The organism is Pseudomonas sp. PA1(2017) (genome assembly GCF_001945375.1).
Classification (GTDB): Bacteria; Pseudomonadota; Gammaproteobacteria; order Pseudomonadales; family Pseudomonadaceae; genus Aquipseudomonas.
Window position 1 is genome coordinate 96,873 of the sequence record NZ_MSXU01000011.1, and the last position, 24,501, is coordinate 121,373.

At 64.7% G+C, this 24,501-nt stretch carries 24 protein-coding genes; 20 read left to right on the forward strand and 4 right to left on the reverse strand.

What is annotated here, in order from left to right:
- Positions 1 to 51: 51 nt before the first annotated feature.
- The 14 genes from ccoN (BVH01_RS16940) to hemN all read left to right on the forward strand — a co-directional run bounded on the left by ccoN (BVH01_RS16940) (position 52) and on the right by hemN (position 13,798).
- On the forward strand, positions 52 to 1,491 hold the full coding sequence (ccoN, locus tag BVH01_RS16940; protein ID WP_075931462.1) for a cytochrome-c oxidase, cbb3-type subunit I: 1,440 nt from the start codon (positions 52 to 54) through the stop codon (positions 1,489 to 1,491).
- Positions 1,491 to 2,099, forward strand: a complete 609-nt coding sequence (ccoO, locus tag BVH01_RS16945) for a cytochrome-c oxidase, cbb3-type subunit II (protein ID WP_013791954.1) — start codon at positions 1,491 to 1,493, stop codon at positions 2,097 to 2,099. Before ccoN (BVH01_RS16940) ends, ccoO (BVH01_RS16945) begins: the two co-directional genes overlap by 1 nt.
- Positions 2,100 to 2,103: 4 nt before the next feature.
- Entirely contained in the window at positions 2,104 to 2,289 is a 186-nt protein-coding gene (locus BVH01_RS16950) for a CcoQ/FixQ family Cbb3-type cytochrome c oxidase assembly chaperone (RefSeq protein ID WP_013791955.1), read from the forward strand.
- On the forward strand, positions 2,286 to 3,215 hold the full coding sequence (ccoP, locus tag BVH01_RS16955; protein ID WP_075931463.1) for a cytochrome-c oxidase, cbb3-type subunit III: 930 nt from the start codon (positions 2,286 to 2,288) through the stop codon (positions 3,213 to 3,215). Before BVH01_RS16950 ends, ccoP (BVH01_RS16955) begins: the two co-directional genes overlap by 4 nt.
- Before the next feature lie 330 nt (positions 3,216 to 3,545).
- Positions 3,546 to 5,000: a cytochrome-c oxidase, cbb3-type subunit I gene (gene ccoN, locus BVH01_RS16960; RefSeq protein WP_075931508.1), complete on the forward strand. Its 1,455-nt coding sequence runs from the start codon at positions 3,546 to 3,548 to the stop codon at positions 4,998 to 5,000.
- Positions 4,997 to 5,605, forward strand: coding sequence for a cytochrome-c oxidase, cbb3-type subunit II (gene ccoO, locus BVH01_RS16965; RefSeq protein ID WP_075931464.1), 609 nt, complete (start codon positions 4,997 to 4,999; stop codon positions 5,603 to 5,605). Before ccoN (BVH01_RS16960) ends, ccoO (BVH01_RS16965) begins: the two co-directional genes overlap by 4 nt.
- A gap of 4 nt (positions 5,606 to 5,609) precedes the next feature.
- Positions 5,610 to 5,813 carry a CcoQ/FixQ family Cbb3-type cytochrome c oxidase assembly chaperone gene (locus BVH01_RS16970; protein WP_027906340.1) on the forward strand — a complete coding sequence of 68 codons (204 nt, stop codon included), beginning with the start codon at positions 5,610 to 5,612 and terminating at the stop codon, positions 5,811 to 5,813.
- Positions 5,810 to 6,757 (forward strand): cytochrome-c oxidase, cbb3-type subunit III, encoded by a 948-nt coding sequence (gene ccoP, locus BVH01_RS16975; RefSeq protein ID WP_075931465.1) that lies wholly within the window; start codon positions 5,810 to 5,812, stop codon positions 6,755 to 6,757. Before BVH01_RS16970 ends, ccoP (BVH01_RS16975) begins: the two co-directional genes overlap by 4 nt.
- A 180-nt stretch (positions 6,758 to 6,937) precedes the next feature.
- Entirely contained in the window at positions 6,938 to 8,344 is a 1,407-nt protein-coding gene (ccoG, locus tag BVH01_RS16980; RefSeq protein ID WP_075931466.1) for a cytochrome c oxidase accessory protein CcoG, read from the forward strand.
- Positions 8,345 to 8,354: 10 nt separating this feature from the next.
- Positions 8,355 to 8,861: a FixH family protein gene (locus tag BVH01_RS16985; protein WP_075931467.1), complete on the forward strand. Its 507-nt coding sequence runs from the start codon at positions 8,355 to 8,357 to the stop codon at positions 8,859 to 8,861.
- Positions 8,861 to 11,299, forward strand: coding sequence for a heavy metal translocating P-type ATPase (locus BVH01_RS16990; RefSeq protein WP_168177295.1), 2,439 nt, complete (start codon positions 8,861 to 8,863; stop codon positions 11,297 to 11,299). The genes BVH01_RS16985 and BVH01_RS16990 overlap by 1 nt, the downstream gene beginning before the upstream one ends.
- A complete protein-coding gene (ccoS, locus tag BVH01_RS16995) occupies positions 11,296 to 11,499 on the forward strand; it encodes a cbb3-type cytochrome oxidase assembly protein CcoS (protein WP_075931469.1) in 204 nt (67 codons plus the stop codon). Before BVH01_RS16990 ends, ccoS begins: the two co-directional genes overlap by 4 nt.
- Complete coding sequence (locus BVH01_RS17000) at positions 11,492 to 12,175, forward strand: sulfite exporter TauE/SafE family protein (protein ID WP_075931470.1); 684 nt, start codon at positions 11,492 to 11,494, stop codon at positions 12,173 to 12,175. Before ccoS ends, BVH01_RS17000 begins: the two co-directional genes overlap by 8 nt.
- Before the next feature lie 240 nt (positions 12,176 to 12,415).
- A complete protein-coding gene (hemN, locus tag BVH01_RS17005; protein WP_075931471.1) occupies positions 12,416 to 13,798 on the forward strand; it encodes an oxygen-independent coproporphyrinogen III oxidase in 1,383 nt (460 codons plus the stop codon).
- 40 nt (positions 13,799 to 13,838) lie between these two features.
- Here the strand turns inward: hemN and BVH01_RS17010 are convergent, their stop codons facing one another.
- Positions 13,839 to 14,321, reverse strand: coding sequence for a hypothetical protein (locus BVH01_RS17010; RefSeq protein WP_075931472.1), 483 nt, complete (start codon positions 14,319 to 14,321; stop codon positions 13,839 to 13,841).
- Between the two features lie 143 nt (positions 14,322 to 14,464).
- Between BVH01_RS17010 and fnr the strand changes: the two genes are divergently transcribed.
- Both fnr and BVH01_RS17020 read left to right on the forward strand, forming a co-directional pair.
- Positions 14,465 to 15,199 (forward strand): fumarate/nitrate reduction transcriptional regulator Fnr, encoded by a 735-nt coding sequence (gene fnr, locus BVH01_RS17015; protein ID WP_075931473.1) that lies wholly within the window; start codon positions 14,465 to 14,467, stop codon positions 15,197 to 15,199.
- 26 nt (positions 15,200 to 15,225) lie between these two features.
- Complete coding sequence (locus BVH01_RS17020) at positions 15,226 to 15,774, forward strand: adenine phosphoribosyltransferase (RefSeq protein ID WP_075931474.1); 549 nt, start codon at positions 15,226 to 15,228, stop codon at positions 15,772 to 15,774.
- A gap of 172 nt (positions 15,775 to 15,946) precedes the next feature.
- On the opposite strand, the gene BVH01_RS17025 is transcribed toward BVH01_RS17020, so the two are convergent.
- The 3 genes from BVH01_RS17025 to BVH01_RS17035 form a co-directional block, all read right to left on the reverse strand.
- Positions 15,947 to 16,900 (reverse strand): ABC transporter substrate-binding protein, encoded by a 954-nt coding sequence (locus BVH01_RS17025; RefSeq protein ID WP_075931475.1) that lies wholly within the window; start codon positions 16,898 to 16,900, stop codon positions 15,947 to 15,949.
- Between the two features lie 74 nt (positions 16,901 to 16,974).
- Positions 16,975 to 17,919: an ABC transporter substrate-binding protein gene (locus BVH01_RS17030; RefSeq protein ID WP_075931476.1), complete on the reverse strand. Its 945-nt coding sequence runs from the start codon at positions 17,917 to 17,919 to the stop codon at positions 16,975 to 16,977.
- Between the two features lie 17 nt (positions 17,920 to 17,936).
- Positions 17,937 to 19,001, reverse strand: a complete 1,065-nt coding sequence (locus BVH01_RS17035) for an LLM class flavin-dependent oxidoreductase (RefSeq protein WP_139317868.1) — start codon at positions 18,999 to 19,001, stop codon at positions 17,937 to 17,939.
- Positions 19,002 to 19,399: 398 nt separating this feature from the next.
- On the opposite strand from BVH01_RS17035, the gene BVH01_RS17040 reads away from it, so the two are divergent.
- From BVH01_RS17040 to BVH01_RS17055, 4 genes are all read left to right on the forward strand, one after another.
- Positions 19,400 to 20,002, forward strand: a complete 603-nt coding sequence (locus tag BVH01_RS17040) for a cysteine dioxygenase (RefSeq protein WP_075931478.1) — start codon at positions 19,400 to 19,402, stop codon at positions 20,000 to 20,002.
- Positions 19,999 to 21,582 carry a rhodanese-related sulfurtransferase gene (locus tag BVH01_RS17045; protein WP_075931479.1) on the forward strand — a complete coding sequence of 528 codons (1,584 nt, stop codon included), beginning with the start codon at positions 19,999 to 20,001 and terminating at the stop codon, positions 21,580 to 21,582. Before BVH01_RS17040 ends, BVH01_RS17045 begins: the two co-directional genes overlap by 4 nt.
- Positions 21,583 to 22,106: 524 nt before the next feature.
- A complete protein-coding gene (locus BVH01_RS17050; protein ID WP_075931480.1) occupies positions 22,107 to 23,000 on the forward strand; it encodes a LysR family transcriptional regulator in 894 nt (297 codons plus the stop codon).
- A gap of 275 nt (positions 23,001 to 23,275) precedes the next feature.
- Entirely contained in the window at positions 23,276 to 24,475 is a 1,200-nt protein-coding gene (locus tag BVH01_RS17055) for an acyl-CoA dehydrogenase family protein (protein WP_083659498.1), read from the forward strand.
- Positions 24,476 to 24,501 lie beyond the last annotated feature (26 nt).

Below are 24,501 nucleotides of genomic sequence, written 5' to 3' on the forward strand. Positions count from 1 at the left end.
TGCGCGGGGGCTGCAGATGATCTGCCCATAACCGTGGATGGAAACCCAGACATGAACACAACAACCAGTTCCGCCTATAACTACAAGGTGGTTCGCCAATTCGCCATCATGACGGTGGTGTGGGGCATCGTCGGGATGGGGCTCGGCGTGCTTATCGCAGCGCAGCTCGCCTGGCCGTGGCTCAACTTCGACCTGCCGTGGACCAGTTTCGGTCGCCTGCGGCCCCTGCACACCAACGCAGTGATCTTCGCCTTCGGCGGCTGCGCCCTGTTCGCCACCAGCTACTATGCCGTACAGCGCACCTCCCAGGCCACGCTGTTCGCACCGAAGCTCGCGGCCTTCACCTTCTGGGGCTGGCAACTGGTGATCCTGCTGGCGGCCATCACCCTGCCGCTGGGCTACACCAGTTCCAAGGAATACGCCGAGCTGGAATGGCCGATCGACATTCTGATCACCGTCGTCTGGGTCAGCTACGCGATCGTGTTCTTCGGCACCATCATCAAGCGCAACGTCAGCCACATCTATGTGGGCAACTGGTTCTTCGGCGGGTTCATCCTCACCGTGGCGCTGCTGCACGTGGTCAACAACCTGGAAGTACCGGTCACCCTGACCAAGTCCTACTCGCTGTACGCCGGTGCCACCGACGCGATGATCCAGTGGTGGTACGGCCACAACGCGGTGGGCTTCTTCCTGACCGCAGGCTTCCTGGGGATGATGTACTACTTCGTGCCCAAGCAGGCCGGGCGTCCGGTGTATTCCTATCGCCTGTCGATCGTGCACTTCTGGGCGCTGATCACCCTGTACATCTGGGCCGGCCCGCACCACTTGCACTACACCGCGCTGCCGGACTGGGCCCAGAGCCTGGGCATGGTGATGTCCCTGGTGCTGCTGGCACCGAGCTGGGGCGGCATGATCAACGGCATGATGACCCTGTCGGGCGCATGGCATAAGTTGCGCACCGACCCGATCCTGCGCTTTTTGGTCGTCTCCCTGGCGTTCTACGGCATGTCGACCTTCGAAGGCCCGATGATGGCCATCAAGACCGTCAACGCCCTCTCCCACTACACCGACTGGACCATCGGCCACGTGCACGCCGGCGCCCTGGGCTGGGTCGCCATGGTGTCGATCGGCTCGCTGTATCACCTGATTCCCAAAGTGTTCGGTCGCGAGCAGATGCACAGCATCGGCCTGATCAACGCGCACTTCTGGCTAGCCACCATCGGCACCGTGCTGTACATCGCCTCGATGTGGGTCAACGGCATCGCCCAGGGCCTGATGTGGCGCGCGGTGAACAGGGACGGCACGCTCACCTACTCCTTCGTCGAGGCGCTGGAAGCCAGCCACCCCGGCTTCGTGGTACGGGTGATCGGCGGCGCGATCTTCTTCACCGGCATGTTGCTAATGGCCTGGAACACCTGGCAGACCGTGCGTGCCAGCAAGCCGGAAGAACTCGAAGCCGCTGCGCTTTATTCGGTTGAGGGAGCCCACTGATGAAACACGAAATCGTCGAAAAGAACGTCGGCCTGATGGCCCTGCTGATGGTGTTCGCCGTCAGCATCGGCGGGCTGACGCAGATCGTCCCGCTGTTCTTCCAGGACGTGGTCAACGAGCCGGTCGCCGGTATGAAACCCTACACCGCGCTGCAGCTCGAAGGCCGCGACGTGTACATCAAGGAAGGCTGCGTGGGTTGCCACTCGCAGATGATCCGCCCGTTCCGCGCCGAGACCGAGCGCTACGGCCACTACTCGGTGGCCGGTGAAAGCGTATGGGATCACCCTTTCCTGTGGGGCTCCAAGCGCACCGGGCCGGACCTGGCCAGGGTCGGCGGCCGCTACTCGGACGAGTGGCACCGCGCGCACCTCTACAACCCGCGCAACGTGGTGCCGGAATCGAAGATGCCGTCCTACCCCTGGCTGGTCGAGAACGTGCTCGACGGCAAGGACACGCCCAAAAAGCTCAAGGCCATGCAATTTCTCGGCGTGCCCTACACGGATGACGACATCGCCGGCGCCAGCGCTGCGGTGAAAGGCAAGACCGAGATGGACGCCCTGGTCGCCTACCTGCAAGTGCTCGGCACTGCGCTGAAGAACAAGAGGTGATCCCATGCTTACGGACCTGATCGACATCGGCATGGTGCGCGGCATCGGTACCGCCCTGGTACTGATCGCCTTTACCTGCGTGACGCTGTGGGCCTACAGCGGCAAGCGCGCCAAGGCCTTCGAGGATGCGGCGAACCTGCCCTTCGCCGATGAACCCAACAAAGCAGCAGTAAGGAAAGACACCCCATGAGCACTTTCTGGAGCTGGTACATCACGCTGCTGACCCTCGGCAGCCTGGTCGCGTTGTTCTGGCTGCTGTTCGCCACGCGCAAAGGGGAACGCAAGAACACCACCGACCAGACCATGGGCCATTCCTTCGATGGCATCGAGGAGTACGACAACCCGCTGCCACGCTGGTGGTTCATGCTGTTCCTCGGCACGCTGATCTTCGCCGTGGGTTACCTGGCCCTGTATCCAGGCCTGGGCAACTTCAAGGGTCTGCTGCCGGGTTATGAAGACGGCTGGACCCAGGTCGCCCAGTGGGAGCGCGAAGTGGCCAAGGCCGACGCCCAGTACGGGCCGATCTTCGCCAAGTACTCGGCCATGCCGCTGGAACAGGTGGCCCAGGACGAGCAGGCGCTGAAGATGGGCGGCCGGCTGTTCGCCACCTACTGCTCGATCTGCCACGGCTCGGACGCCAAGGGCGCGGTGGGCTTTCCCAACCTGACCGACGAAAACTGGCGCTGGGGCGGCGACGCCGAAACCATCAAGACCGCCATCCTCAACGGGCGCATCGGCGTGATGCCGGCCTGGGGCCAGGTGCTCGGTGATGACGGCGTGCGCAACGTCGCTGGCTACGTGCGCCACGAATTGGCTGGCCTGCCGCTGGCCGATGGCAGCAACATCGACCTGGAACAGGGCAAGCAGCTGTTCTCTACCACCTGCGTGGCCTGCCACGGCCCGGCAGGCACCGGTATGGCGGTCCTGGGCGCTCCGGATCTGACCCACCCCGGCGGCTGGATCTACGGCTCGAGCCTGGCGCAACTGCAGCAAACCATCCGCTACGGCCGCAACGGCCAGATGCCAGCGCAGGAGCACTACCTGGGCAACGACAAGGTTCATCTGCTGGCGGCTTATGTGCTGAGCCTGAGTCGCAGCAAAGAAGCGGCCAAATAACCCCGCCACCTACCGCGCCGTAGCCTGGCGTTGAGCGAAGCGATACCCAGGGAGCGATTCCCGGGTTTCGCTGCGCTCTACCCAGGCTACGGAGCAGATCACGAAATCCCATCATTACCCGTAGCTTGGCGTTGAGCGCAGCGATACCCAGGGGCCCCATAATCAATTCTCCCGCTCGCCCAAATACCGCCAGAACCGCGTCTGCCATAGCTGGCGGAACCCTTGCACTACATTTCCACGCATTGCACCACCGGTGCCGGTCAGGGATACTCGCGCCGCCTGAAATGCCTGTCGCCCCGCGGCAGCACCCAGCCCAGCGTGGAACCCAGCATGAGCCCAGCAAGCAGTCCGGCTGCCTACAACTACAAGGTGGTGCGCCAATTCGCGGTGATGACCGTGGTCTGGGGCGTGGTCGGCATGGCGCTGGGGGTGTTCATCGCCGCGCAGTTGGTGTGGCCGCAACTGAATTTCGACCTGCCCTGGACCAGCTTCGGCCGCCTGCGCCCGCTGCATACCAATGCGGTGATCTTCGCCTTCGGCGGCTGCGCGCTGTTCGCCACCAGCTATTACGTGGTGCAGCGCACCTGCCAGGTGCGGCTGGCGTCCGACCGCCTGGCGGCCTTCACCTTCTGGGGCTGGCAGGCGGTGATCGTCGCGGCGGTGATCAGCCTGCCAATGGGCTACACCAGCAGCAAGGAATACGCCGAGCTGGAATGGCCGATCGACATTCTCCTGGGCATCGTCTGGTTCGCCTATATCGGCGTGTTCTTCGGCACCCTGTTCAAGCGCCGCACCCGGCATATCTACGTGGCCAACTGGTTCTTCGGCGCCTTCATCCTGGTCACCGGCATGCTGCACCTGGTCAACAGCGCCGCCGTGCCGGTCAGCCTGTTCAAGTCCTACTCGGTGTATGCCGGCGCCACGGATGCGATGATCCAGTGGTGGTACGGCCACAACGCGGTGGGCTTCTTCCTGACCACCGGCTTTCTCGGGATGATGTATTACTTCGTGCCCAAGCAGGCCAACCGGCCGATCTACTCATACCGCCTTTCCATCGTGCACTTCTGGGCGCTGATCACCCTGTACATCTGGGCCGGCCCACACCACCTACACTACACCGCCCTGCCGGACTGGGCCCAGAGCCTGGGCATGGTGATGTCGATCATCCTCCTGGCACCGAGTTGGGGCGGCATGATCAATGGCATGATGACCCTGTCGGGTGCCTGGCATAAGTTGCGTACCGACCCGATCCTGCGCTTTCTGGTCGTCTCCCTGGCGTTCTACGGCATGTCCACCTTCGAGGGGCCGATGATGGCCATCAAGACGGTCAACGCGCTGTCGCACTACACCGACTGGACCATCGGCCACGTGCACGCCGGCGCCCTGGGCTGGGTGGCGATGATCACCATCGGCTCGCTGTATCACCTGATTCCCCGGGTGTTCGGCCGCGAACAGATGCACAGCCTGGCGGCGATCCACCTGCATTTCTGGCTGGCGACCATCGGCACCGTGCTGTACATCGTGCCCATGTGGGTCAACGGCCTTACCCAGGGCCTGATGTGGAAGGCGGTGCACGACGACGGCACGCTCACCTACTCGTTCATCGAGTCGGTGACGGCCAGCCACTGGGGCTACGTGGTGCGCATGATCGGCGGCGCGATCTTCTTCAGCGGCATGCTGCTGATGGCCTGGAATACCTGGCGCACCATTCGCGGCGCCCAACCGGCCGACTACGATGCCGGCGCGCGGATTCCCCTGGCGCAAAACGGGGAGGCCGGCCGATGAAGCACGACCTGATCGAAAAGAACCTCGGCCTGATGACCCTGCTGATGGTGATTGCCGTAAGCATCGGCGGCCTCACCCAGATCGTCCCGCTGTTCTTCCAGGACGTGGTCAACGAGCCGGTGGCCGGCATGCGGCCCTACACCGCGCTGCAGCTCGAGGGCCGCGACATCTATATCCGCGAAGGCTGCGTGGGTTGCCATTCGCAGATGATCCGCCCGTTCCGCGCCGAAACCGAGCGCTACGGCCATTATTCGGTGGCTGGCGAAAGCGTCTGGGATCACCCCTTCCTGTGGGGCTCCAAACGCACCGGCCCGGACCTGGCGCGGATCGGCGGGCGCTACTCGGACGAGTGGCACCGCGCCCACCTGATCAACCCGCGCGACCTGGTGCCGGAGTCGAAGATGCCCGCCTATCCCTGGCTGGCCGAGCGCACGCTCGATGGCGGCCTCAGTGCCGAAAAGCTCAAGGTCATGCAGGGCTTCGGCATTCCCTACAGCGACGACGACATCGCCAAGGCCCGCGAGGCGGTGGCCGGCAAGAGCGAGCTGGACGCACTGATCGCCTACCTGCAGGTGCTCGGCACCTCGATCCAGAACAAGCGGTGACGCCATGCCAGCCTTCCTGACCGACATCGGCACCATCCGCGGCATCGGCACCGCCGTGGTGTTCATCGCCTTCGTCGCCGTGGTGCTCTGGGCCTACAGCAGCAAGCGCAAGTCCAGCTTCGACGAAGCGGCCAACCTGCCCTTCGCCGACGAGCCGCCGCAGAGCGCCAGCCAGCAGGCCCCCAAGGTCGAGGACGATAAACCTTGAGCACCTTCTGGAGCCTGTTCATCGCGCTGGCCACCCTCGGCACGCTGCTGGGCCTGGCCTGGCTGCTCATCGCCACCCGCAAGGGCCAGCGGCCGGGCGACAGCGAACAGACCACGGGGCACAGCTTCGACGGCATCGAGGAATACGACAACCCGCTGCCGCGCTGGTGGTTCCTGCTGTTTCTCGGCACCCTGGCATTCGCCGTCGGCTACCTGCTGCTCTACCCCGGGCTGGGCAACTTCAAGGGCCTGCTGCCCGGCTATGACGAGGGCTGGACCCAGGTCGCCCAGTGGCAACGCGAGATGGCCGCCGCCGACGCACGCTACGGCCCGCTGTTCGCCGGGTACGCGGCCACCCCCATCACCGAACTGGCCAGGGACGAGCAGGCGCTGAAAATCGGTGGCCGGTTGTTCGCCAACAACTGCGCCGTATGCCACGGCGCCGACGCCAAGGGCGCCTTCGGTTTTCCTAATCTGACCGATGACGACTGGCTTTACGGCGGCGACCCGGAAACCATCAAGGCCTCCATCATGCACGGCCGCCAGGGCGTGATGCCGGCCTGGCAGGAGATTCTCGGCGACGACGGCGTGCGCGACGTGACCGGCTACGTGCGCAGCCTCTCGAACCTGGAAAACCCGGCGCACGTCGCCGTCGACCTGAACGCGGGCAAACAGCTGTTCGCCACCAATTGCGCCATGTGCCACGGCCCCGACGGCAAGGGCCTGCAGGTGCTCGGCGCACCGAATCTGACGGACAAGGTGTGGCTGTACGGTTCGAGCTTCGCCCAGGTGCAGCAGACCATTCGCTATGGGCGCAGCGGCAAGATGCCGGCGCAGGCGGAATTTCTCGGCAACGACAAGGTGCACCTGTTGGCCGCCTACGTGTACAGCCTGTCGCAGCGCGAAAAGGCACCGGCAGAAGTGCAAAACCGGAAGAAAGATTGAGTGCACTGATCTGGGTCAGGACGGCTCCGGCATACTGCCCCTAGCATGGCCCTGCACCTACCCTGCGACGGGTAGCCGCAAGCCCGATCCGGCGTTGCGGCGTACCATCGGCGCAGCGAACGATCGCGACCGGCACGTATCGGCCGCGGCAGGCCCGACCAACCGTTGTGGTAGCCCTCGATGAGCCAACAGATCCCCGTCAAGAACGTCACGCCGCCCGCCGGCGAGACCATCGACCTCTATGCCAGTCGCGAGAAGATCCACACCCGCGCGTTCAGCGGCTTCTACCGCAACCTGCGGCGTGCTGGCGGTGCTCTGCTGTTCGTCCTCTACTTCGGCACCGTGTGGCTGAACTGGGACGGCCACCAGGCAGTGTGGTGGAACCTGCCGGAGCGCAAGTTCCACATCTTCGGCGCCACCTACTGGCCCCAGGATTTCGTGCTGCTCTCGGCGCTGCTGATCATCGCCGCCTTCGGGCTGTTCTTCATCACCGTGTTCGCCGGCCGGGTGTGGTGCGGCTACACCTGCCCGCAGAGCGTGTTCACCTGGATATTCATGTGGGCGGAAAAGGTCACCGAGGGCGACCGCAACCAGCGGATGAAGCTGGAGAAGGCACCGATGAATGCCAACAAATTCGCTCGCCGCTTCGCCAAGCACAGCATCTGGCTGGGCGTTTCCCTGGTCACCGCGCTGACCTTCGTCGGCTATTTTGCGCCGATCCGCGAGCTGCTCGCCGAACTGGTCACCTTCGAAGCCAGCGGCTGGGCGCTGTTCTGGATCGCCTTCTTCACCCTCGCCACCTACGGCAATGCCGGCTGGCTGCGCGAGCAGGTGTGCATTCACATGTGCCCCTATGCGCGCTTCCAGAGCGTGATGTTCGACCAGGACACGCTGATCGTCTCCTACGACCCACGCCGTGGCGAAACCCGCGGCCCGCGCAAGAAAACCGCAGACCACAAGGCCCAGGGCCTGGGCGACTGCATCGACTGCACCCTGTGCGTGCAGGTGTGCCCGACCGGCATCGACATTCGCGACGGCCTGCAGATCGAGTGCATCGGTTGCGCCGCGTGCATCGACGCCTGCGACGCCGTCATGGACAAGATGAACTACCCGCGCGGGCTGATCAGCTACACCACCGAACACAACCTCTCGGGACAGAAGACCCGCCTGCTGCGCCCGCGGCTGATCGGCTACGCCATCGCCCTCCTGGCCATGCTGGCGGTATTCGCCTGGGCAGTGAGCAACCGCTCGCTGGTCGAACTGGACGTGCTCAAGGATCGGGTACTCTACCGCGAGAACGAGCAGGGCCGAATCGAGAACGTCTACACCCTGAAGATCATGAACAAGGCTCAGCAGGACGTCGTCTTCCGCATCGACGCCGACGGTCTGGACGGCCTGGTGTACGAGGGCCGCCGCGAAGTCCGCGCCCTGGCCGGCGAGGTGCTGGCGATCCCGGTGGAGCTGTCCATCGACGCCGAGAAACTGCCGTCGAGCACCAACGAGATCACCTTCCACATCCGTGCCACCGATGACGACGGCATCCACAACGACGCCAGCAGCCGCTTTATCGGCCCGAGCGTGAGATAGCAGGCCAACCATGAACGAAGACCTCCAACCCGCCCCCTGGTACAAGCAGTTCTGGCCCTGGTTCCTGATCGCCCTGCTCGGCTACTCGGTGATCCAGGGGCTGACCCTGCTGACCGTCGCCACGCGCAATCCGCCGGGATTGATCTCCGACGATTATTACGACGTCGGCAAGGGCATCAACCAGTCCCTGGAGCGCGAGAACCTGGCGCTGCGCCTGAAGCTGCAGGCGACACTGGACCTGGACGACGAACTCGGCATCGCCGAGTTGCAACTGCACGGCGCCAGCGCTCCCGCGCAACTGGTACTCAACCTGGTATCGCCCACCCAGCCGGAGCGCGATCGCCGCGTGGTGCTGCAACATCAGGGTGAAGGCCTGTATCGCGGCAACCTGCAGGACAGCGTGCAGGGCCGGCGCTTCGTCGAGCTGATCGGCCAGGAAGGCGGCCAGGACTGGCGCCTGTTCGAGGAAGAAACCCTCGAAGCCGGCAAGCGCATCCAGCTCGGGGATGAACGCTGATCGACACCTCGCTTGCCACCGGCGCGCCGCTCGAGCGCAGCAGCCCGGCGCCCTGCTACCACTGCGGCCTGCCGGTGCCGGCGGGCAGCCACTTTTCAGCTGTGGTGCTGGGCCAGTCGCGCGAGCTGTGCTGCCCAGGCTGCCAGGCGGTGGCCGAAACCATCGTGCAGAATGGCCTGGAGCATTACTACAGCCATCGCAGCGAAGCGGCCCACAATCCCCAACAGTTGCCCCAGGCGCTGCCCGACGAGCTGGCCCTGTATGACCGCCGCGACGTGCAGCAGCCCTTCGTCGAACAAAGCGGCGAGTCGAGCGAAACCAGCCTGCTGATCGAGGGCATCAGTTGCGCGGCCTGCGGCTGGCTGATCGAAAAGCACCTCGCTGCCCTGCCCGGCGTGGTCGAGGCGCACCTGAACCTGTCCAACCATCGCCTGCGGGTACGCTGGAGCGCCAGCGCCCTGCCCTTAAGCGAACTGCTCGGCGAAGTGCGGCGCATCGGCTACGCCGCCCATCCCTGGCAGGCCGATGCCGCCGCCGAGCAGCTGACCCGCGAGAATCGCCGCGCGATGCGCCAGCTGGGCGTCGCCGGGCTTCTCTGGATGCAGGTGATGATGGCCAGCATGGCCACCTGGCCGGAATTCAACGTCGACCTGAGCCCCGAGCTGGACAGCATCCTGCGCTGGGTCAGCCTGTTTCTCACCACGCCCATCGTCTTCTACTGCTGCGGGCAGTTCTTTCGCGGCGCGCTGCGCGACCTGCGCACCCGCCACCTGAGCATGGACGTCCCGGTGTCGCTGGCCATCGGCGGCGCCTACGCGGCGGGCATCTGGTCCACGGTCATGGGCCATGGTGAGTTGTATTTCGATGCCGTGGGCATGTTCGCTCTGTTCCTGCTCAGCGGTCGCTACCTGGAGCGCCGCGCCCGGGAGCGCACCGCGGCGGCTACCGCGCAACTGGTCAAGCTGCTGCCGGCATCCTGCCTGCGCCTGGATGAGCAGGGCCACAGCCAGCGCATCCTGCTCAGCGAGCTGCAACCCGGCGACCGCGTGCTGGTGCCGCCGGGTGCGCTGCTGCCGGCCGATGGCCAGGTGCTGGCCGGGCAGTCCAGCGTCGACGAATCCCTGCTCACCGGTGAATACCTGCCTCAATCGCGCAGCGTCGGCGATGCCGTGACCGCCGGTACGCTGAATGTCGAGGGGCCGCTGACCGTCGAAGTGCAGGCGCTGGGCGACGCCACCCGGCTGTCGGCCATCGTCCGCCTGCTGGAGCGGGCACAAGGCGAGAAGCCGCGTCTGGCCGAGATCGCCGACCGGGTGGCGCAGTGGTTCCTGTTGATCGTGCTGGTGGTGGCGGCCATCGTTGGGGTTGTCTGGTGGCAACTCGATGCGTCTCGGGCGTTCTGGGTGGTGCTCGCCCTGCTCGTCGCCACCTGCCCCTGCGCCCTCGCCCTGGCTACGCCAACGGCGCTGACCACCGCCACCGGCACCCTGCACAAGCTCGGCATGCTCTTGACCCGCGGTCATGTGCTCGAAGGCCTGGAGCAGATCGACACGCTGATCGTCGACAAGACCGGCACCCTCACCGAAGGCCGCCTGACTCTGCGCGCCGTGCAACCGCTCGGTGACCTGGATGGCGACACCTGCCTGGCCCTGGCCGCGGCGCTGGAAAGCCAGTCCGAACACCCCATAGCCCGCGCCTTCGGCCACGCCACGGCGCCGGTCGAAGCGCTGCAAAACGTGCCGGGGCTGGGCCTCGAAGGTGTCGTCGAGGGGCGCCGGCTGCGTATCGGCCAGGCCGAGTTCGTCAGCGCGCTCAGCGCCAGCCCCGCACCGGCCATCAACGGCGAACAGGGCCAATGGTTGCTGCTGGGGGGCGAACAGGGGCCACTGGCCTGGTTCGTGCTCGACGACCGCCTGCGCGACGATGCGCCGGCCCTGGTCAAGGCGGCGCGCGGGCGCGGTTGGCAGATCCTGCTGCTCAGCGGCGACAGCTCGCCCATGGTCGGCGAAGTGGCCCGCCAGTTGGGTATCGACCAGGCCCGCGGCGGGCTGACCCCGGACGCCAAGCTGGCCATCCTGCGTGATCTGCAGAGGCAAGGTCGCCGCGTGCTGATGCTCGGCGACGGTGTCAACGACGTGCCGGTGCTCGCCGGCGCCGACATCAGCGTGGCGATGGGCTCGGCCTCGGACCTGGCCAAGACCAGCGCCGACGCCGTGCTGCTTTCCAATCGGCTGACCAGTCTGGTCGATGCCCTGCGCCTGGCGCGCCGCACCCGCACCATCATCATCGAGAACCTGGCCTGGGCCGGGCTGTACAATGGCCTGGTGCTGCCCTTCGCCGCCCTCGGCTGGATCACGCCGATCTGGGCCGCGCTGGGCATGTCGGCCAGCTCGTTGCTGGTGGTACTCAACGCACTGCGCCTGGGGAAAGCACCATGACCGCGCTGTACATCCTGATCCCCGTCGCCCTGCTGCTGGTCGCCTTCGCCGTGTGGCTGTTCTTCTGGGCGGTGGACAGCGGCCAGTACGACGACCTCGACAGCCCGGCGCACCGCATCCTCTTCGATGACGATGACCCACGCCACCAGGCGGCGGTGAAACAGGCCAAAGACGAGCCCACGCCGAAAGAACATGACTGACCTGCTGCCGCAACTGCTCTCCGCCCTGATGCTCGGCCTGCTCGGCGGCGGCCATTGCCTGGGCATGTGCGGCGGGCTGATGGGCGCGCTGACCCTGGCCATCCCCGCCGAGCGGCGCCACCAGCGCCTGCGCTTGCTGGTCGCCTACAACGCCGGGCGCATCCTCAGCTACACGACTGCCGGGCTGCTGCTCGGCCTGGCCGGGTGGGCGTTGGCCAGCGGCCCGCTCGCCACCGTAATGCGCAGCATCGCCGGCCTGCTGCTGATCGCCATGGGCCTTTACCTGGCTGGCTGGTGGAGCGGCCTGACACGTATCGAAGCATTGGGCCGCGGCCTCTGGCGGCACCTGCAACCGATCACCCGACGCTGCATGCCAATCACCAGCGCGCCGCGCGCCCTGTTGCTCGGCGGCCTGTGGGGCTGGCTGCCCTGCGGCCTGGTGTACAGCACCCTGCTGTGGGCGGCGAGCCAGGGTGATGCCCTACGTAGCGCCACGCTGATGTTCACCTTCGGCCTCGGCACCCTGCCGGTGCTGCTGGCCACCGGGCTCGCGGCCGAGCGTCTGGTCAGCCTGCTGCGCCGGCGTGGCGTGCGCATCGCCGGCGGCCTGCTGGTGATCCTGTTCGGCCTGTGGACCCTGCCCGGTCCTCATCAGCACTGGCTGATGGGGCACTAACGCTGCGGCGTATTGGCTTTTGTAGCCCGGGTAGAGCGCAGCGAAACCCGGGAATCGATACCTGGGTATCGCTGCGCTCAACGCCAGGCTACGGCGCGCAGGTGGCGGGTGGGCTTTGTAGCCTGGCCAAGAGATAAGCTCAGCGGTAGCGCTCTGCTGCGACCCCATGACTCAGATCAAAAAGCCCCGCCCATACGCCCCCTAGACTGCTGAGCATTCAACGCTGAAGCGGAATTCGCCATGCTCGACGCCATCCAGTGGGATTCCGACCTGATCCGCCGCTACGATCAAGCCGGCCCGCGCTACACCTCCTACCCGACCGCCGTGCAGTTCCACGACGGCGTCGGCTCCTTCGACCTACTGCACGCCCTGCGTGAGAGTCGCCGCGCCCTGCGTCCGCTGTCGCTGTACCTGCACCTGCCGTTCTGCGCCAACATCTGCTACTACTGCGCCTGCAACAAGGTCATCACCAAGGATCGCGGCCGCACCCAGCCTTACCTGCAAGCCCTGGAACGGGAGATGGCGCTGATCGGCCATCATGTCGACAAGCGCCAGCGCATCGAGCAGCTGCACCTGGGCGGCGGCACCCCGACCTTTCTCAGCCATGACGAACTGCGCCAGCTGATGGCCAAGCTGCGCGAGCATTTCACCCTGCTCGACGACGATTCCGGCGACTACAGCATCGAGATCGACCCGCGCGAGGCGGACTGGTCGACCATGGGCCTGCTGCGCGAGCTGGGCTTCAACCGCGTCAGCCTAGGCGTGCAGGATCTGGACCCCAACGTGCAGCGCGCCATCAACCGCCTGCAGAGCCTGGAAGAAACCCGCGCCATCATCGAGGCGGCACGCACCCTGCAATTTCGCTCGGTGAACATCGACCTGATCTACGGCCTGCCGCTGCAGACGCCGGAGAATTTTGCCCATACCGTGCAGCAGGTCATCGCCTTGCAGCCGGATCGTCTGTCGCTGTTCAACTACGCCCATCTACCGGAGCGTTTCATGCCGCAGCGGCGCATCGACAGCGGGCAGTTGCCGAGCGCGGCGGCCAAGCTGGCCATGCTGCAGGGCAGCATCGAGCAATTGGCCAGCGCCGGCTACCGCTATATCGGCATGGACCATTTCGCCCTGCCCGATGACGAGCTGGCCAGCGCCCAGGAGGACGGCAGCCTGCAGCGCAACTTCCAGGGCTATACCACCCACGGCCACTGCGACCTGATCGGCCTGGGCGTGTCGTCGATCAGCCAGATCGGCGATCTTTACTGCCAGAACAGCTCGGACCTGGCCACCTACCAGACCAGCCTCAACAATCGCCAACTGGCGACCCAGCGCGGGCTGGGCTGCAACGCTGACGATCGCATTCGCCGCGCCGTGATCCAGCAGCTGATCTGTCATTTCCAGTTGGAGTTCGCGGACATCGAACAGCGTTTCGCCGTCACTATGCCCAGCTACTTCGCGGACGCCTGGCCGGCGCTGCAGCAGATGCACCGCGATGGCCTGATCGATTTACGTGACGGCAGCATCGAGGTGCGGCCGGCGGGACGACTGCTGGTGCGCTCGCTGTGCATGCTGTTCGACCGCTACCTGGGCGAGACCAATCTGCAGCGTTTTTCGCGGGTGATCTGAGCATCGCACCCGGCAGGGCTGCGATGCCGCCCACGCTTCGTCACTTGGCCATCAACGAGGCGACAGTGGCGCTCTGTTCGCTGGTGAGTTTCTGGTCGCGCATCACTTTCACCAATTGGGCGTTGGCGGTGCTCAGGGCACTGCTGATCGAGCCGACTTCGGTCTGCAAGGCTTGCACCTTGGCCTTTTGCGCCTCGTCCTCCATATCGCCCTGGGCCATCAAGGCCTGCAGCTCGGCCGTCTTCTCGGCGAGTTGCGCCTTGAGCTCGCGGATCATCTTGAGCAATCGCTTGATCTCGTCGGGCAGGTTGCTCTCGTCGATATCGGCGTTCTTGTTTTCGGCCTCCTTCGAGCGCGCCAGGCCAACGGCAGACAGGCTCACTTTCACCCCCGGCTCGGCGCTCTTTTCCTCGGCGGGCTCGGTAGCGCCTGGCGCTGCCGTCTCGGCAGGCGCTGCTGCTACCGGCGCCGCACCTGGCGCAACGTAACCGCGCTCTATCGCACCACTGGTGGCCACTTGCATCACACCGCTCCCTGCATTCAATTCATCGATACAAACCTATCGGCAGGCGCGTGCGACACTTGAGCACCCTGCGGCAGGTGGCCGCGCACCCCCCTGGTGCGTTACCCTTACGACTTCTGAGTGATTACCTAGGGATAAGGGCGATGTCCGAAAGCATCAAGCTGCGTACTACTCACCAGGCACACTGCAAGGACTGCAGCCTCGCCAGCCTCTGCCTGCCCCTTTCGCTGGATCTCGAAGACATGGACGCGCTCGACGATATCGTCAAACGTGGCCGTCCCCTGAAAAAAGGCGAGTTCCTGTTCCGCCAGGGCGACACCTTCAACTCGGTGTTCGCCGTGCGTTCCGGCGCGCTGAAGACCTTCAGCCTGAGCGACGCCGGCGAGGAGCAGATCACCGGCTTCCACCTACCCAGCGAACTGGTCGGTCTCTCCGGCATGGACACCGAGCTGTACCCGGTGTCGGCCCAGGCCCTGGAAACCACCTCGGTCTGCGAGATTCCCTTCGAGCGCCTCGACGAGTTGTCGGTGAGCCTGCCCCAGTTGCGCCGCCAGTTGATGCGCGTGATGAGCCGCGAGATTCGTGACGACCAGCAAATGATGCTGCTGCTCTCCAAGAAGACCGCCGACGAGCGCATCGCCACCTTCCTGGTCAACCTGTCCGCGCGCTTCAGCGCCCGTGGCTTCTCGGCCAACCAGTTCCGTCTGTCGATGTCGCGCAACGAGATCGGCAATCACCTGGGCCTGGCCGTGGAAACCGTGTCGCGGGTGTTCACGCGCTTTCAGCAGAGCAACCTGATCGAAGCCGAAGGCAAGGAAGTGCATATTCTCGACCCGATCGAGCTGTGCGCCCTGGCAGGTGGTAACCTTAACGGCTGATACTCCCGTTAAGGATTCACCCTGCCATGATCTTTGATGAATTCACCATCAAGACCCTTATCCGCCCGGTCAACGACTTCCCCAAACCGGGCGTGGTATTTCGCGACATCACGCCGCTGTTCCAGTCCCCTCGCGCCCTGCGCATGGTCATCGACAGCCTGATCCAGCGCTACGTCGAAGCGGACTTCACCCACGTCGGCGCCATGGATGCACGGGGCTTTCTGATCGGATCGATTCTCTCCTACGAGCTGAACAAGCCGCTGGTGCTGTTTCGCAAGCAGGGTAAGCTGCCGGCTGACGTGCTTAGCCAGGGCTACCAGACAGAATACGGCGAGGCCTTCCTGGAAGCGCACGCCGACAGCCTGTGCGAAGGCGACAAGGTGTTGATCGTCGACGACCTGATCGCCACCGGCGGCACCTTGCTGGCCGCCGTGCAACTGGTCAAGCGCATGGGCGCCGAGTTGTACGAGGCGGCAGCGATCATCGACCTGCCGGAGCTCGGCGGCTCGCGCAAACTGCAGGACATGGGCATTCCCACCTACAGCCTGACGGCCTTCGCCCTCGACGAGCGCTGAGACCGCTTCCCCGCAATGCGCCCATCGACGAGCGAAACGCTCGCTTAACCGATGGGCGCTGGCCACCCCCGTCCTGCGATGTGCTTTTCGGCGCCCTCCGCCGGCAGTTTCTACTAGCCAACCTCGGCCTGTCAGAACCTACCCGGCGCCCATCGAGCGCCAGGACCTTTGCTCATTTCGCCTGGGCAGTGGTCGGCTGCAAGGTCGAAGTGAAAGAGCTATCGAACAGTCGCTCGGCCGGATAACCCTTTACCAGCCCCAGGCCGGCGAAAAAGTCGACGGTCTGTTGCGCCTGCTCGATGGCTGCCGGCGTTACCGGGCCGATGTCGGTGCGGGCACGGGCGAACCAGGCACGGGCGACGGATTCATCAGCGCGGGTGTGCTTGGCCCAGGCGCTGGCATAGGCGTCGGTATGGACTGGGTTGGCCAGCGCCCATTCACGGGCGCGTTTCAGGCGCTGCAGAAAGTCGCCGATGATCTCGCGTTTGCCGGCCAGGGCCTTGTCACTGGCCACGGCGAAGCTCTGCGCGGGGATCAGCCCCTCGGCGGTGGTCAGCACGCGGGCGCCGTGGCGCTCGGCCTGGGTGACGTAGGGCTCCCAGGTGGCGATCACGTCCACCGAGCCACCCTCCAATGCATGGGAGGCGTCGAGCGCGCTCAGGTAGCTCAACTGCAGATCATCCCGGGCAATGCCCTCACGGTCCAACGCGGTGAACAGCAGTTGCTGGCTCCAGGAACCCTTCCACACGGCGGCGCGCTTGCCGCGCAAATCCGCCAGGCTGCGAATCGGCGAGTCCTTGCGCACCAGGATGGCCACACCTTCCAAGTTCTGTTTGGTTACAGCGACTACTTTGATGGGAGCACCCAGAGCACCGAGGAAAAGGGGTGGCGCGTCACCAAGAAAGCCTAGGTCGAGACTGCCGACATTCAGCGCTTCGGCTACCGGCGAGCCGGCGGTGAACTGCTTCCAGTCAACCTCATAGGGCACGTCATCGAGCACGCCGGCGGCCTCCATGACGGTACGGGTGTTGTAACTCTGGTCACCGATAACCAGCGTCTCGGCTAGTGCTGAAAGCGAAAACAGCGTCGTGGCCGTGACCAGTGCGAGCGAGCGTAAAATGCGCATGAAAGGGTGTCCTGTTGGGTGGGCTACCAATCCGCGCGTGCGGTCTTGTGGGTAATGGCCAGTTGAATTGAGAGTTACTCAAAGGCCTTGTCGAACGAAGTGTCGATGATGCTGCTGGTATCGATTTTCTGTTTCAGCGCACCGGTTTCGACGAGGAAGTCAGCGGTCTCCTGATAGTCGCGCGCAGCCTGCTCGTCGACCGGGCCGACGGTCATGTTGGCGTGGCCGATCCAGTTGCGAGATACCGCCTGATCCAGGTTGGCCTTCTTGGCCCAAAGGTCGGCGTAGTCTTCCTTGTTAGCCTCGACCCAGGCGCGGGCTTTCTGCAAGCGGCCAAGGAAGTCGGCGATGGCGGCGCGCTTGGGCTCGATCGATTCGGCGTTGGCGGCGATGCTCGACAGCCCCGGCATCAGCCCCTTGGCGGTGATGATTGGCTTGGCACCAGAGAACAGGGTTTGCTGGGAGATATAGGGCTCCCAGACCGGAAACGCATCGATACTGCCTTGGGGAAAGGCTGCAGCGGCATCGATGGGCATCAGCTTGACGAACTCGACGTAATCCTGGGGCAGGCCGGCTTTTTCCAGTGCACGCAGGGTCAGCTGCTGGCTCCACGCGCCGGGCCAGTAGGCGACCTTCTTACCCTTGAGGTCTTCGATGGTCTTGACGGTGGAATCCTTCGGCAACAGCAAGGCGATGGTGTCCGGGTTCTGCCGCGATACGCCGATCAGCTTGACCGGCGCGCCTTTGGCAGCCAGGAAGATGAAGCCCGAGTCACCGAGAAAACCAAGGTCGACGGCGCCCGCCTCCAGCGCCTCGGCGACCGGCGCAGCGGACTGAAAATGCTTCCAGTCCACGGTGTACGGCGCGCCTTCCAATACGCCGGAAGCCTCCACCGAAGCGCGTACGTTGTAGTAGTTCTGATCACCAATGCGCAGCACCGTTGGGTCTGCGGCGTGTGCCAGGGGCGCAGCCACGGCGATGGCCGCCAGGCTGCGGCGCAACAGGGAAAGCAGTTTCATTGGGGCAATCTCCAGAGTCAGCCGGCCCGGCGCTGTTGCAGGGTGGCGATATGTTCACGAATTGCCGGGATCAGGCCCCGGCCATAGAGCTCGGCGTCGTCCAGAGGATCGAAGCCGCGAATCAGAAAGGTGGAGGCGCCGTGCTGCCAGTAGCGGCCGAGCGAAGCCGCGACCTGCTCGGCGGTGCCCACCAGCGCGGTGGAGTTCCACTGCGCGCCGGTCAGGCGGGCCACGCCGGTCCACAACCGCTCGTCCAACACCTCGCCGCGCTGCGCGGCCGCCAGCAGGCGCTGCGAACCGGCATTGGCCGGCGCGTGGTCATTGATCGGCAGACCCAGACGGGTGCGGTTCTCGCGAATACGTTCGAGCAGTTCGGCAGCGCGTTTCCAGGCGGCCTCCTCGGTATCGGCGATGATCGGCCGGAACGACACCGACACCCGCGGGCTACGCCCTTGACGCTGGGCCGCAGCGCGCACCTGCTGCACGTGCTCTGCGAAGTCCGCGAGCGGTTCGCCCCACAGCATGTAGGTGTCGGCATGCCGCGCCGCCACCTGGATGGCAGCGGGCGAGGAACCGCTGAAATAGATAGGGATATGCGGCTGCTGCCGGGTACGCACGCTGGGCAGCGCACCCTTGAAGCGGTAGTAATGGCCGTGGTGATCGACCGGCGCCTCGGCGGTCCAGATCGCCTTGAGGGCGTCCAGGTATTCGTCGGTGCGTGCGTACCGCTGGTCATGGTCGAGCCAATCGCCATCGCGCTGCTGATCGGCATCGCTGCCGCCACTGATCACGTTGAGCGCCAGGCGCCCGTTGCTGAACTGATCCAGGGTCGCCAGCTGGCGAGCCGCGAGCGGCGGCGCGATCACCCCGGGCCGGTAGGCCAGCAGGATGCCCAGGCGCTCGGTGGCGGCGGCGATGAACGAACTGACCACTGCGCCTTCGGCGCCATTGGAAAAATAACCGACCAGGGCACGGTCGAAGCCCGCGTGCTCATGGGCCTGGGCGAAACGCCGGACGAAGTCGGCATCCACCGCATCGCCCAGCGGTTGATCCACTTCCGAACTGGGAGTAGCAGTGATCATGCCGATGATTTCCACGCTCATGTCGCGCTCCTGAGTGAGTTGGCAAGCGCCAGCACGACAGTGCTTTTTTATTTATAAAAGCGCGTCTGTGTCTAACGAATGCTTATAACGCTACTCAAGCGGCATTCAGTTAGGAAATTCATTTTAGGCATAACCTAATATGCATAAATATCAGCCGCTATGTTTCAGGGTCGTTGAACTCGCAGGATCGATCCACGGGAACACCTGCCGAGCGCAGGTCAGCAGTCAAGACAACGCAGCGGAGTAAGAATCAGCCCAATAAATTCTTAATTGGCATATTAGCTTATGCACAAATTGAATTTTTATGATCATAAACCGTTTGCTAACGTGGGCACTCGATGCCCTGCCGGGCCTTCAGCTGACCACCGGATATCCGTATGTGCGCCCAACCGAATCTGCAACGCCTGCGCCTATTCATCGATCAATTGGCGCAACTGCTCGACAGCACGCGCGCAGAGAGCCTGGTGCTCGAACGCGGCGCCGAACTGCTGCATCAGTTGGTTGCTCATGACGACTGGCTGCCGCCCGCCTTCGCCCAGCCCGACCCGCAGCGCTATCAGCAATTTCTGCTGCACAGCGATTCGCGCCAGCGCTTTTCGATCGTCAGCTTCGTCTGGGGGCCTGGCCAGAGCACGCCGGTGCACGATCACCGGGTCTGGGGCCTGATCGGCATGCTGCGCGGCGCCGAGCTCTCCCAGGGCTTCGTCCGCGATGCCACCGGCTTGCGCCCCGAAGGGCCAGCGGTGCGCCTGCTGCCTGGCCAGGTGGAAGCCGTGTCGCCACGCATCGGCGATATCCACCGGGTCAGCAACGCCTTCGACGATCGCACCTCCATCAGCATCCACGTCTACGGCGCCAACATCGGCGCGGTACGGCGTGCTGTTTACCTTGAGGACGGCAGCGAGAAACCCTTCATTTCCGGCTATTCCAACAGCCTTCTTCCCAACCTCTGGGACCTGTCCAAAGAGAACCCTGCATGAGCCAGATCGCCACCCGCTCCTTCCACGCCATCCGCCAGGCCCTGCTCGACAAGCAGGAAGTGGCGCTGATCGATGTCCGCGAAGAGGCGCCGTTCGCCGAAGCGCATCCGCTATTCGCCGCCAATATCCCGCTGTCCAAACTGGAGCTGGAGGTCTACGCACGTATTCCGCGGCGCGATACCGCCGTAACCCTGTATGACGACGGCGAGGGACTGGCGCAGGAAGCGGCCAAACGCCTGGCCGCACTGGGTTATAGCCAGGTGGCACTGCTCGAAGGTGGCTTGGCCGGCTGGCGCGATGCCGGCGGTGAGCTGTTTCGCGACGTCAACGTGCCTAGCAAGGCGTTTGGCGAGTTGGTCGAGAGCGTGCGCCACACGCCGTCGCTGGCTGCCGAAGACGTCAAAGCCCTGCTCGATGCCAAGGCCGACGTGGTAGTGCTCGACGCCCGCCGCTTCGACGAATACCAAACCATGAGCATTCCTACCGGCATCAGCGTGCCGGGCGCCGAGCTGGTGCTGCGCGCCCGTGAACTGGCGCCCGATCCGGCCACCCGTATCGTGGTGAACTGTGCTGGTCGCACCCGCAGCATCATCGGCACCCAGTCGCTGGTCAACGCCGGCCTGCCCAACCCGGTAGCGGCGCTGCGCAATGGCACCATCGGCTGGACCCTGGCTGGCCAGCAGCTGGAGCACGGCCAGGCCCGGCGCTTCGGCGAGGTGAGCGAGCGCAATCACCAACAAGCCGCGCAGTCGGCACGCGCCGTGGCGGACAAGGCCGGCGTCGGCCGCGCCAGCCTGCAGAGCCTGGCACGCTGGCAGACAGAAAGCGGCCGAACCACTTATCTGTTCGACGTGCGCACGCCCGAGGAGTACGAAGCCAGCCATCTGCCGGGCGCCCGCTCGACGCCGGGAGGCCAGCTGGTGCAGGAAACCGATCATTTCGCCAGCGTGCGCGGCGCCCGCGTGGTGCTTGCCGACGATGACGGCGTACGCGCCAATATGAGCGCCTCGTGGCTGGCGCAGCTGGGCTGGGAAGTGCACGTGCTCGATGGCCTGCAGGACAGCGACTTCACCGCACGCGGCGCCTGGCAGCCGCCATTGCCGGCCCTGCCTCAACCCGCCGCTATCGATGCGCAGACGCTGGCCGCATGGCAGGCCGAAGGCGACATACTGGTGCTGGACTTCACTGCCAGCGCCAACCATGTCGCCCGGCATATCCCCGGCGCCTGGTGGGCATTACGGTCGCAGCTGCCACAAGCCCTGGAAAAACTGCCGGTGGCCAAGCGCTATGTGCTCACCTGTGGCAGCAGCCTGCTGGCCCGTTTCGTGGTCAGCGAGCTGGAAGAACTGACCGGCAAGCCAGTGGCGCTGCTCGAAGGCGGCACGGCGGCCTGGGTCGCTGCCGGCCTGCCGACGGAGACCGGCGATCAGCACCTGGCCGTCCCCCGTAGCGACCGCTATCGCCGCCCGTACGAGGGCACCGATAACCCGCGCGAAGCCATGCAGGGCTATCTTGATTGGGAGTTCGGCCTGGTCGAGCAACTGGGCCGCGATGGGACCCATCACTTCCAGGTGATCTGACAACCTGCTCATAATCTTTCAGTACAGGCTGGCCGATTTTGGCAGCTAAGTGGGGCGAAAGCAGCCTTTCGTAGGGTGGACGACGCTTCATCCGTCCACCGATCTGCATCCGCGATGGTGGATGAAAAGAGCGTCATCCACCCTACGGACTGTGGGAGCGGGCCATGCCCGCGAAAAAATCACGGGCATGGCCCGTTCCCACATTGAATCGTTGGATGTCCGCGTCTGCCTTGTAGCTGCCGCTTTATGCGCGAAGATCTTACAGGTCCTGAGAGACTGAAAGCTGCACCAGGAGGCTCTCGCTCCTGCGCCTCGAGTTTTCCAATCGCCGCGGCAGATGCCGCGCGCCGCCGCCCTACCCGATTCTCTCGTGGCCACTACGCAAAAGCTGGTTGGCGTTCAGCGCTTCGCCAATCCACCCCTGCCTTGCCCGGCACATTCGCAAATCGATCCGTGCTCTGGCTCAATCCAGCGAGTTATTCTATAAGCGTATTTTTTCCAACCTTTAATATGTGAGCGCAAAGATGAAGATCGATGACATGGATGCATTCGTTGCGGTGATCCGCTGTCAATCGACCAAGCTGGCGGCCGATGCGCTGCAACTGACCCAGCCAGCCATCACCCGGCGCGTACAGAACTTCGAGGAAGACCTGGGCGCCAACCTGCTCGACCGCAACACCAAACCGCTCAAGCCGACGCCCATGGGCCTGCGCGTCTACGAGCAGTGCAAGGCGATTCTGCGTGAGATCGATTCGCTGCGTGAGCTGGTGGCCAGCGATGGCTCGCCTAGTGGCTCGCTACGCCTGGGCGTGCCGCAGACCATCAGCGATGTGGTGCTGCTCGATGCCCTGCAGCAGATTCGCGAAACCTTCCCGGAGCTCAAGACCCAGGTCGTCAACGGCTGGGGCAGCAGCCTGATAGCGCGCATGGAAAACGGCGAACTGGACGCCGCCGCAGCGCTCTTTCCGGCCGGCAAGATCTTTCCCGAAGGCATCGCCAGCCGGTCCATTGGCCGCATGCCGCTGCTGGTGGTCGCGGCCAAGGGCGCCGTTCGCAAGCGCAGCTGCAAGCTAAAGGACTGCTACCAGCAAGGCTGGGTGCTCAACCCGGATGGCTGCGGGTTCCGCGCCGGCCTGCAGCGTGCGCTGTCCGAGCAGGGCTTGTCGCTGCAGATCAACCTGGAAACCTTCGGTACCGAACTGCAACTGGGGCTGGTCGCCAGCGGCATGGGTTTCGGTCTGGTGCCGGCGCCACTGCTGGAGCGCAGCGGCCATCGCGACGAACTGGACGTGATCAGCGTGGGCGACTTCAAGCCGATGATCGACCTCTGGCTGCTGCATCCGCAGTACCTGGGCAACTTGCAGGACGCCGTGAACCTGTTCAGCGATGTTGCTGCCGAGCGCCTGCGCTCGGCCTGACGCCAGAGCCGGTAGGCATTCTCACCGCCCAGACACCGCGCTGATCGACACCGGGAATGGCTGCAGAAGCAGGCATCCTGACAGAAAATAAAATTCCATTAATGCATAAACAACAAACTGATAATTCAGAAAAGCTGATAATTAGCTTAGAACAAAAAAGACTTTTACAGCATTAAGTTATAAGAATACGGTCTCACTCAGGCCACCTCATCACCCTGGGGCGCTCAGAAATCCAACAGGCATTGCCTGCCCTCTGCGCCAGTGATGAGAGACCCATGACGCACCCTGCCGACACCCTCGCCTTTGCCGCCCAACGCCAGTTCCCTGAGCGAGACGCGGTCCGCTTCGCCCGCCTGCTGGCTGAAATAACCCGTACCCTGGCCGCCAGCGCCGAGCGTTTCGACCGCACTGGCGAGTTTCCAGCGGAGAACTTCGCACTGCTGCAGCGCCACGGGTTGCTGGCCTTGACGGTGCCGAAAAGTCTCGGCGGCAGCGGCGCTGAGCTAGCCGCTGCGCGACAGGTCATCAGTGCAGTGGCCAAGGGCGAGCCCTCCACCGCCTTGATTCTGGTGATGCAGTACCTGCAGCATTTTCGCCTGCAGCAGAACCGTGCCTGGCCGGAGCATCTGCGCCGCCGTGTGGCGATCGATGCCGTCGAAGAGGGTGCACTGATCAATGCCTTTCGTGTCGAGCCGGAGCTCGGCACACCGGCACGAGGCGGGCTGCCGGCGACCACTGCCCGGCGCACTCCACAAGGCTGGCGCCTCAGTGGCCGCAAGATCTACTCGACCGGCAGCCACGGCCTCACCTGGTACCTGGTGTGGGCCCGCAGCGACGACGCAGACCCGTTGGTGGGCGGCTACCTGGTGCACCGCGACACCCCCGGCATCCAGATCGTTGACGACTGGGATCACCTGGGCATGCGCGCCACCTGCAGCCACGAAGTGCGTTTCGAAGAGGTGCTGATTCCCCTCGACCACGCCGTCAGTGTCAGCCCATGGAGCGCACCCAAGCCGGAGCTGGATAGCGAAGGCCTGCTGTGGATGTCGGTACTGCTGCCGGCGGTCTACGACGGCGTAGCCCAGGCAGCGCGAGACTGGCTGGTGGGTTTTCTCGAAGGGCGCAAACCGTCGAATCTCGGCGCGCCGCTGTCCAGCCTGACGCGCTTCCAGGAAGTCGTAGGGCGCATCGACACGCTGCTGTTCGCCAATCGCAGCCTGCTCGACTCGGCGGCCGCCGGCCAGATCGACGCCAGTCACGCCGGGCAGATCAAGCAGTTGGTCAGCGGCAACGCGATCCGTGCCGTGGAGCTGGCCATCGAGGCCTCCGGTAACCCCGGGCTGTCACGCAAGAACCCGCTGGAGCGGCACCTGCGCGACGTGCTGTGCAGCCGTATCCATACCCCGCAGGACGACGTGGCCCTGAATGCCGCCGGCCGCGCCGCCTTTGCCCATTTCCGCGAGACGCAGCAATGAGCCGTCACGAACGCCCGCCCAAACCT

Bases quoted from the DNA above. Each gene is read 5' to 3' on its own strand.
- ccoS (WP_075931469.1), top strand. From the start codon at position 11,296: ATGACCGCGCTGTACATCCTGATCCCCGTCGCCCTGCTGCTGGTCGCC.
- hemN (WP_075931471.1), top strand. From the start codon at position 12,416: ATGCTCGACGCCATCCAGTGGGATTCCGACCTGATCCGCCGCTACGAT.
- BVH01_RS16950 (WP_013791955.1), top strand. From the start codon at position 2,104: ATGCTTACGGACCTGATCGACATCGGCATGGTGCGCGGCATCGGTACC.
- ccoN (WP_075931462.1), top strand. From the start codon at position 52: ATGAACACAACAACCAGTTCCGCCTATAACTACAAGGTGGTTCGCCAA.
- BVH01_RS17055 (WP_083659498.1), top strand. From the start codon at position 23,276: ATGACGCACCCTGCCGACACCCTCGCCTTTGCCGCCCAACGCCAGTTC.
- BVH01_RS16970 (WP_027906340.1), top strand. From the start codon at position 5,610: ATGCCAGCCTTCCTGACCGACATCGGCACCATCCGCGGCATCGGCACC.
- BVH01_RS17025 (WP_075931475.1), bottom strand. From the start codon at position 16,900: ATGCGCATTTTACGCTCGCTCGCACTGGTCACGGCCACGACGCTGTTT.
- ccoO (WP_013791954.1), top strand. From the start codon at position 1,491: ATGAAACACGAAATCGTCGAAAAGAACGTCGGCCTGATGGCCCTGCTG.
- ccoO (WP_075931464.1), top strand. From the start codon at position 4,997: ATGAAGCACGACCTGATCGAAAAGAACCTCGGCCTGATGACCCTGCTG.
- BVH01_RS17030 (WP_075931476.1), bottom strand. From the start codon at position 17,919: ATGAAACTGCTTTCCCTGTTGCGCCGCAGCCTGGCGGCCATCGCCGTG.
- ccoN (WP_075931508.1), top strand. From the start codon at position 3,546: ATGAGCCCAGCAAGCAGTCCGGCTGCCTACAACTACAAGGTGGTGCGC.
- BVH01_RS17000 (WP_075931470.1), top strand. From the start codon at position 11,492: ATGACTGACCTGCTGCCGCAACTGCTCTCCGCCCTGATGCTCGGCCTG.
- ccoG (WP_075931466.1), top strand. From the start codon at position 6,938: ATGAGCCAACAGATCCCCGTCAAGAACGTCACGCCGCCCGCCGGCGAG.
- BVH01_RS17050 (WP_075931480.1), top strand. From the start codon at position 22,107: ATGAAGATCGATGACATGGATGCATTCGTTGCGGTGATCCGCTGTCAA.
- BVH01_RS17040 (WP_075931478.1), top strand. From the start codon at position 19,400: ATGTGCGCCCAACCGAATCTGCAACGCCTGCGCCTATTCATCGATCAA.
- ccoP (WP_075931463.1), top strand. From the start codon at position 2,286: ATGAGCACTTTCTGGAGCTGGTACATCACGCTGCTGACCCTCGGCAGC.
- BVH01_RS17035 (WP_139317868.1), bottom strand. From the start codon at position 19,001: ATGATCACTGCTACTCCCAGTTCGGAAGTGGATCAACCGCTGGGCGAT.
- BVH01_RS17020 (WP_075931474.1), top strand. From the start codon at position 15,226: ATGATCTTTGATGAATTCACCATCAAGACCCTTATCCGCCCGGTCAAC.
- BVH01_RS17010 (WP_075931472.1), bottom strand. From the start codon at position 14,321: ATGCAAGTGGCCACCAGTGGTGCGATAGAGCGCGGTTACGTTGCGCCA.
- BVH01_RS17045 (WP_075931479.1), top strand. From the start codon at position 19,999: ATGAGCCAGATCGCCACCCGCTCCTTCCACGCCATCCGCCAGGCCCTG.
- fnr (WP_075931473.1), top strand. From the start codon at position 14,465: ATGTCCGAAAGCATCAAGCTGCGTACTACTCACCAGGCACACTGCAAG.
- BVH01_RS16985 (WP_075931467.1), top strand. From the start codon at position 8,355: ATGAACGAAGACCTCCAACCCGCCCCCTGGTACAAGCAGTTCTGGCCC.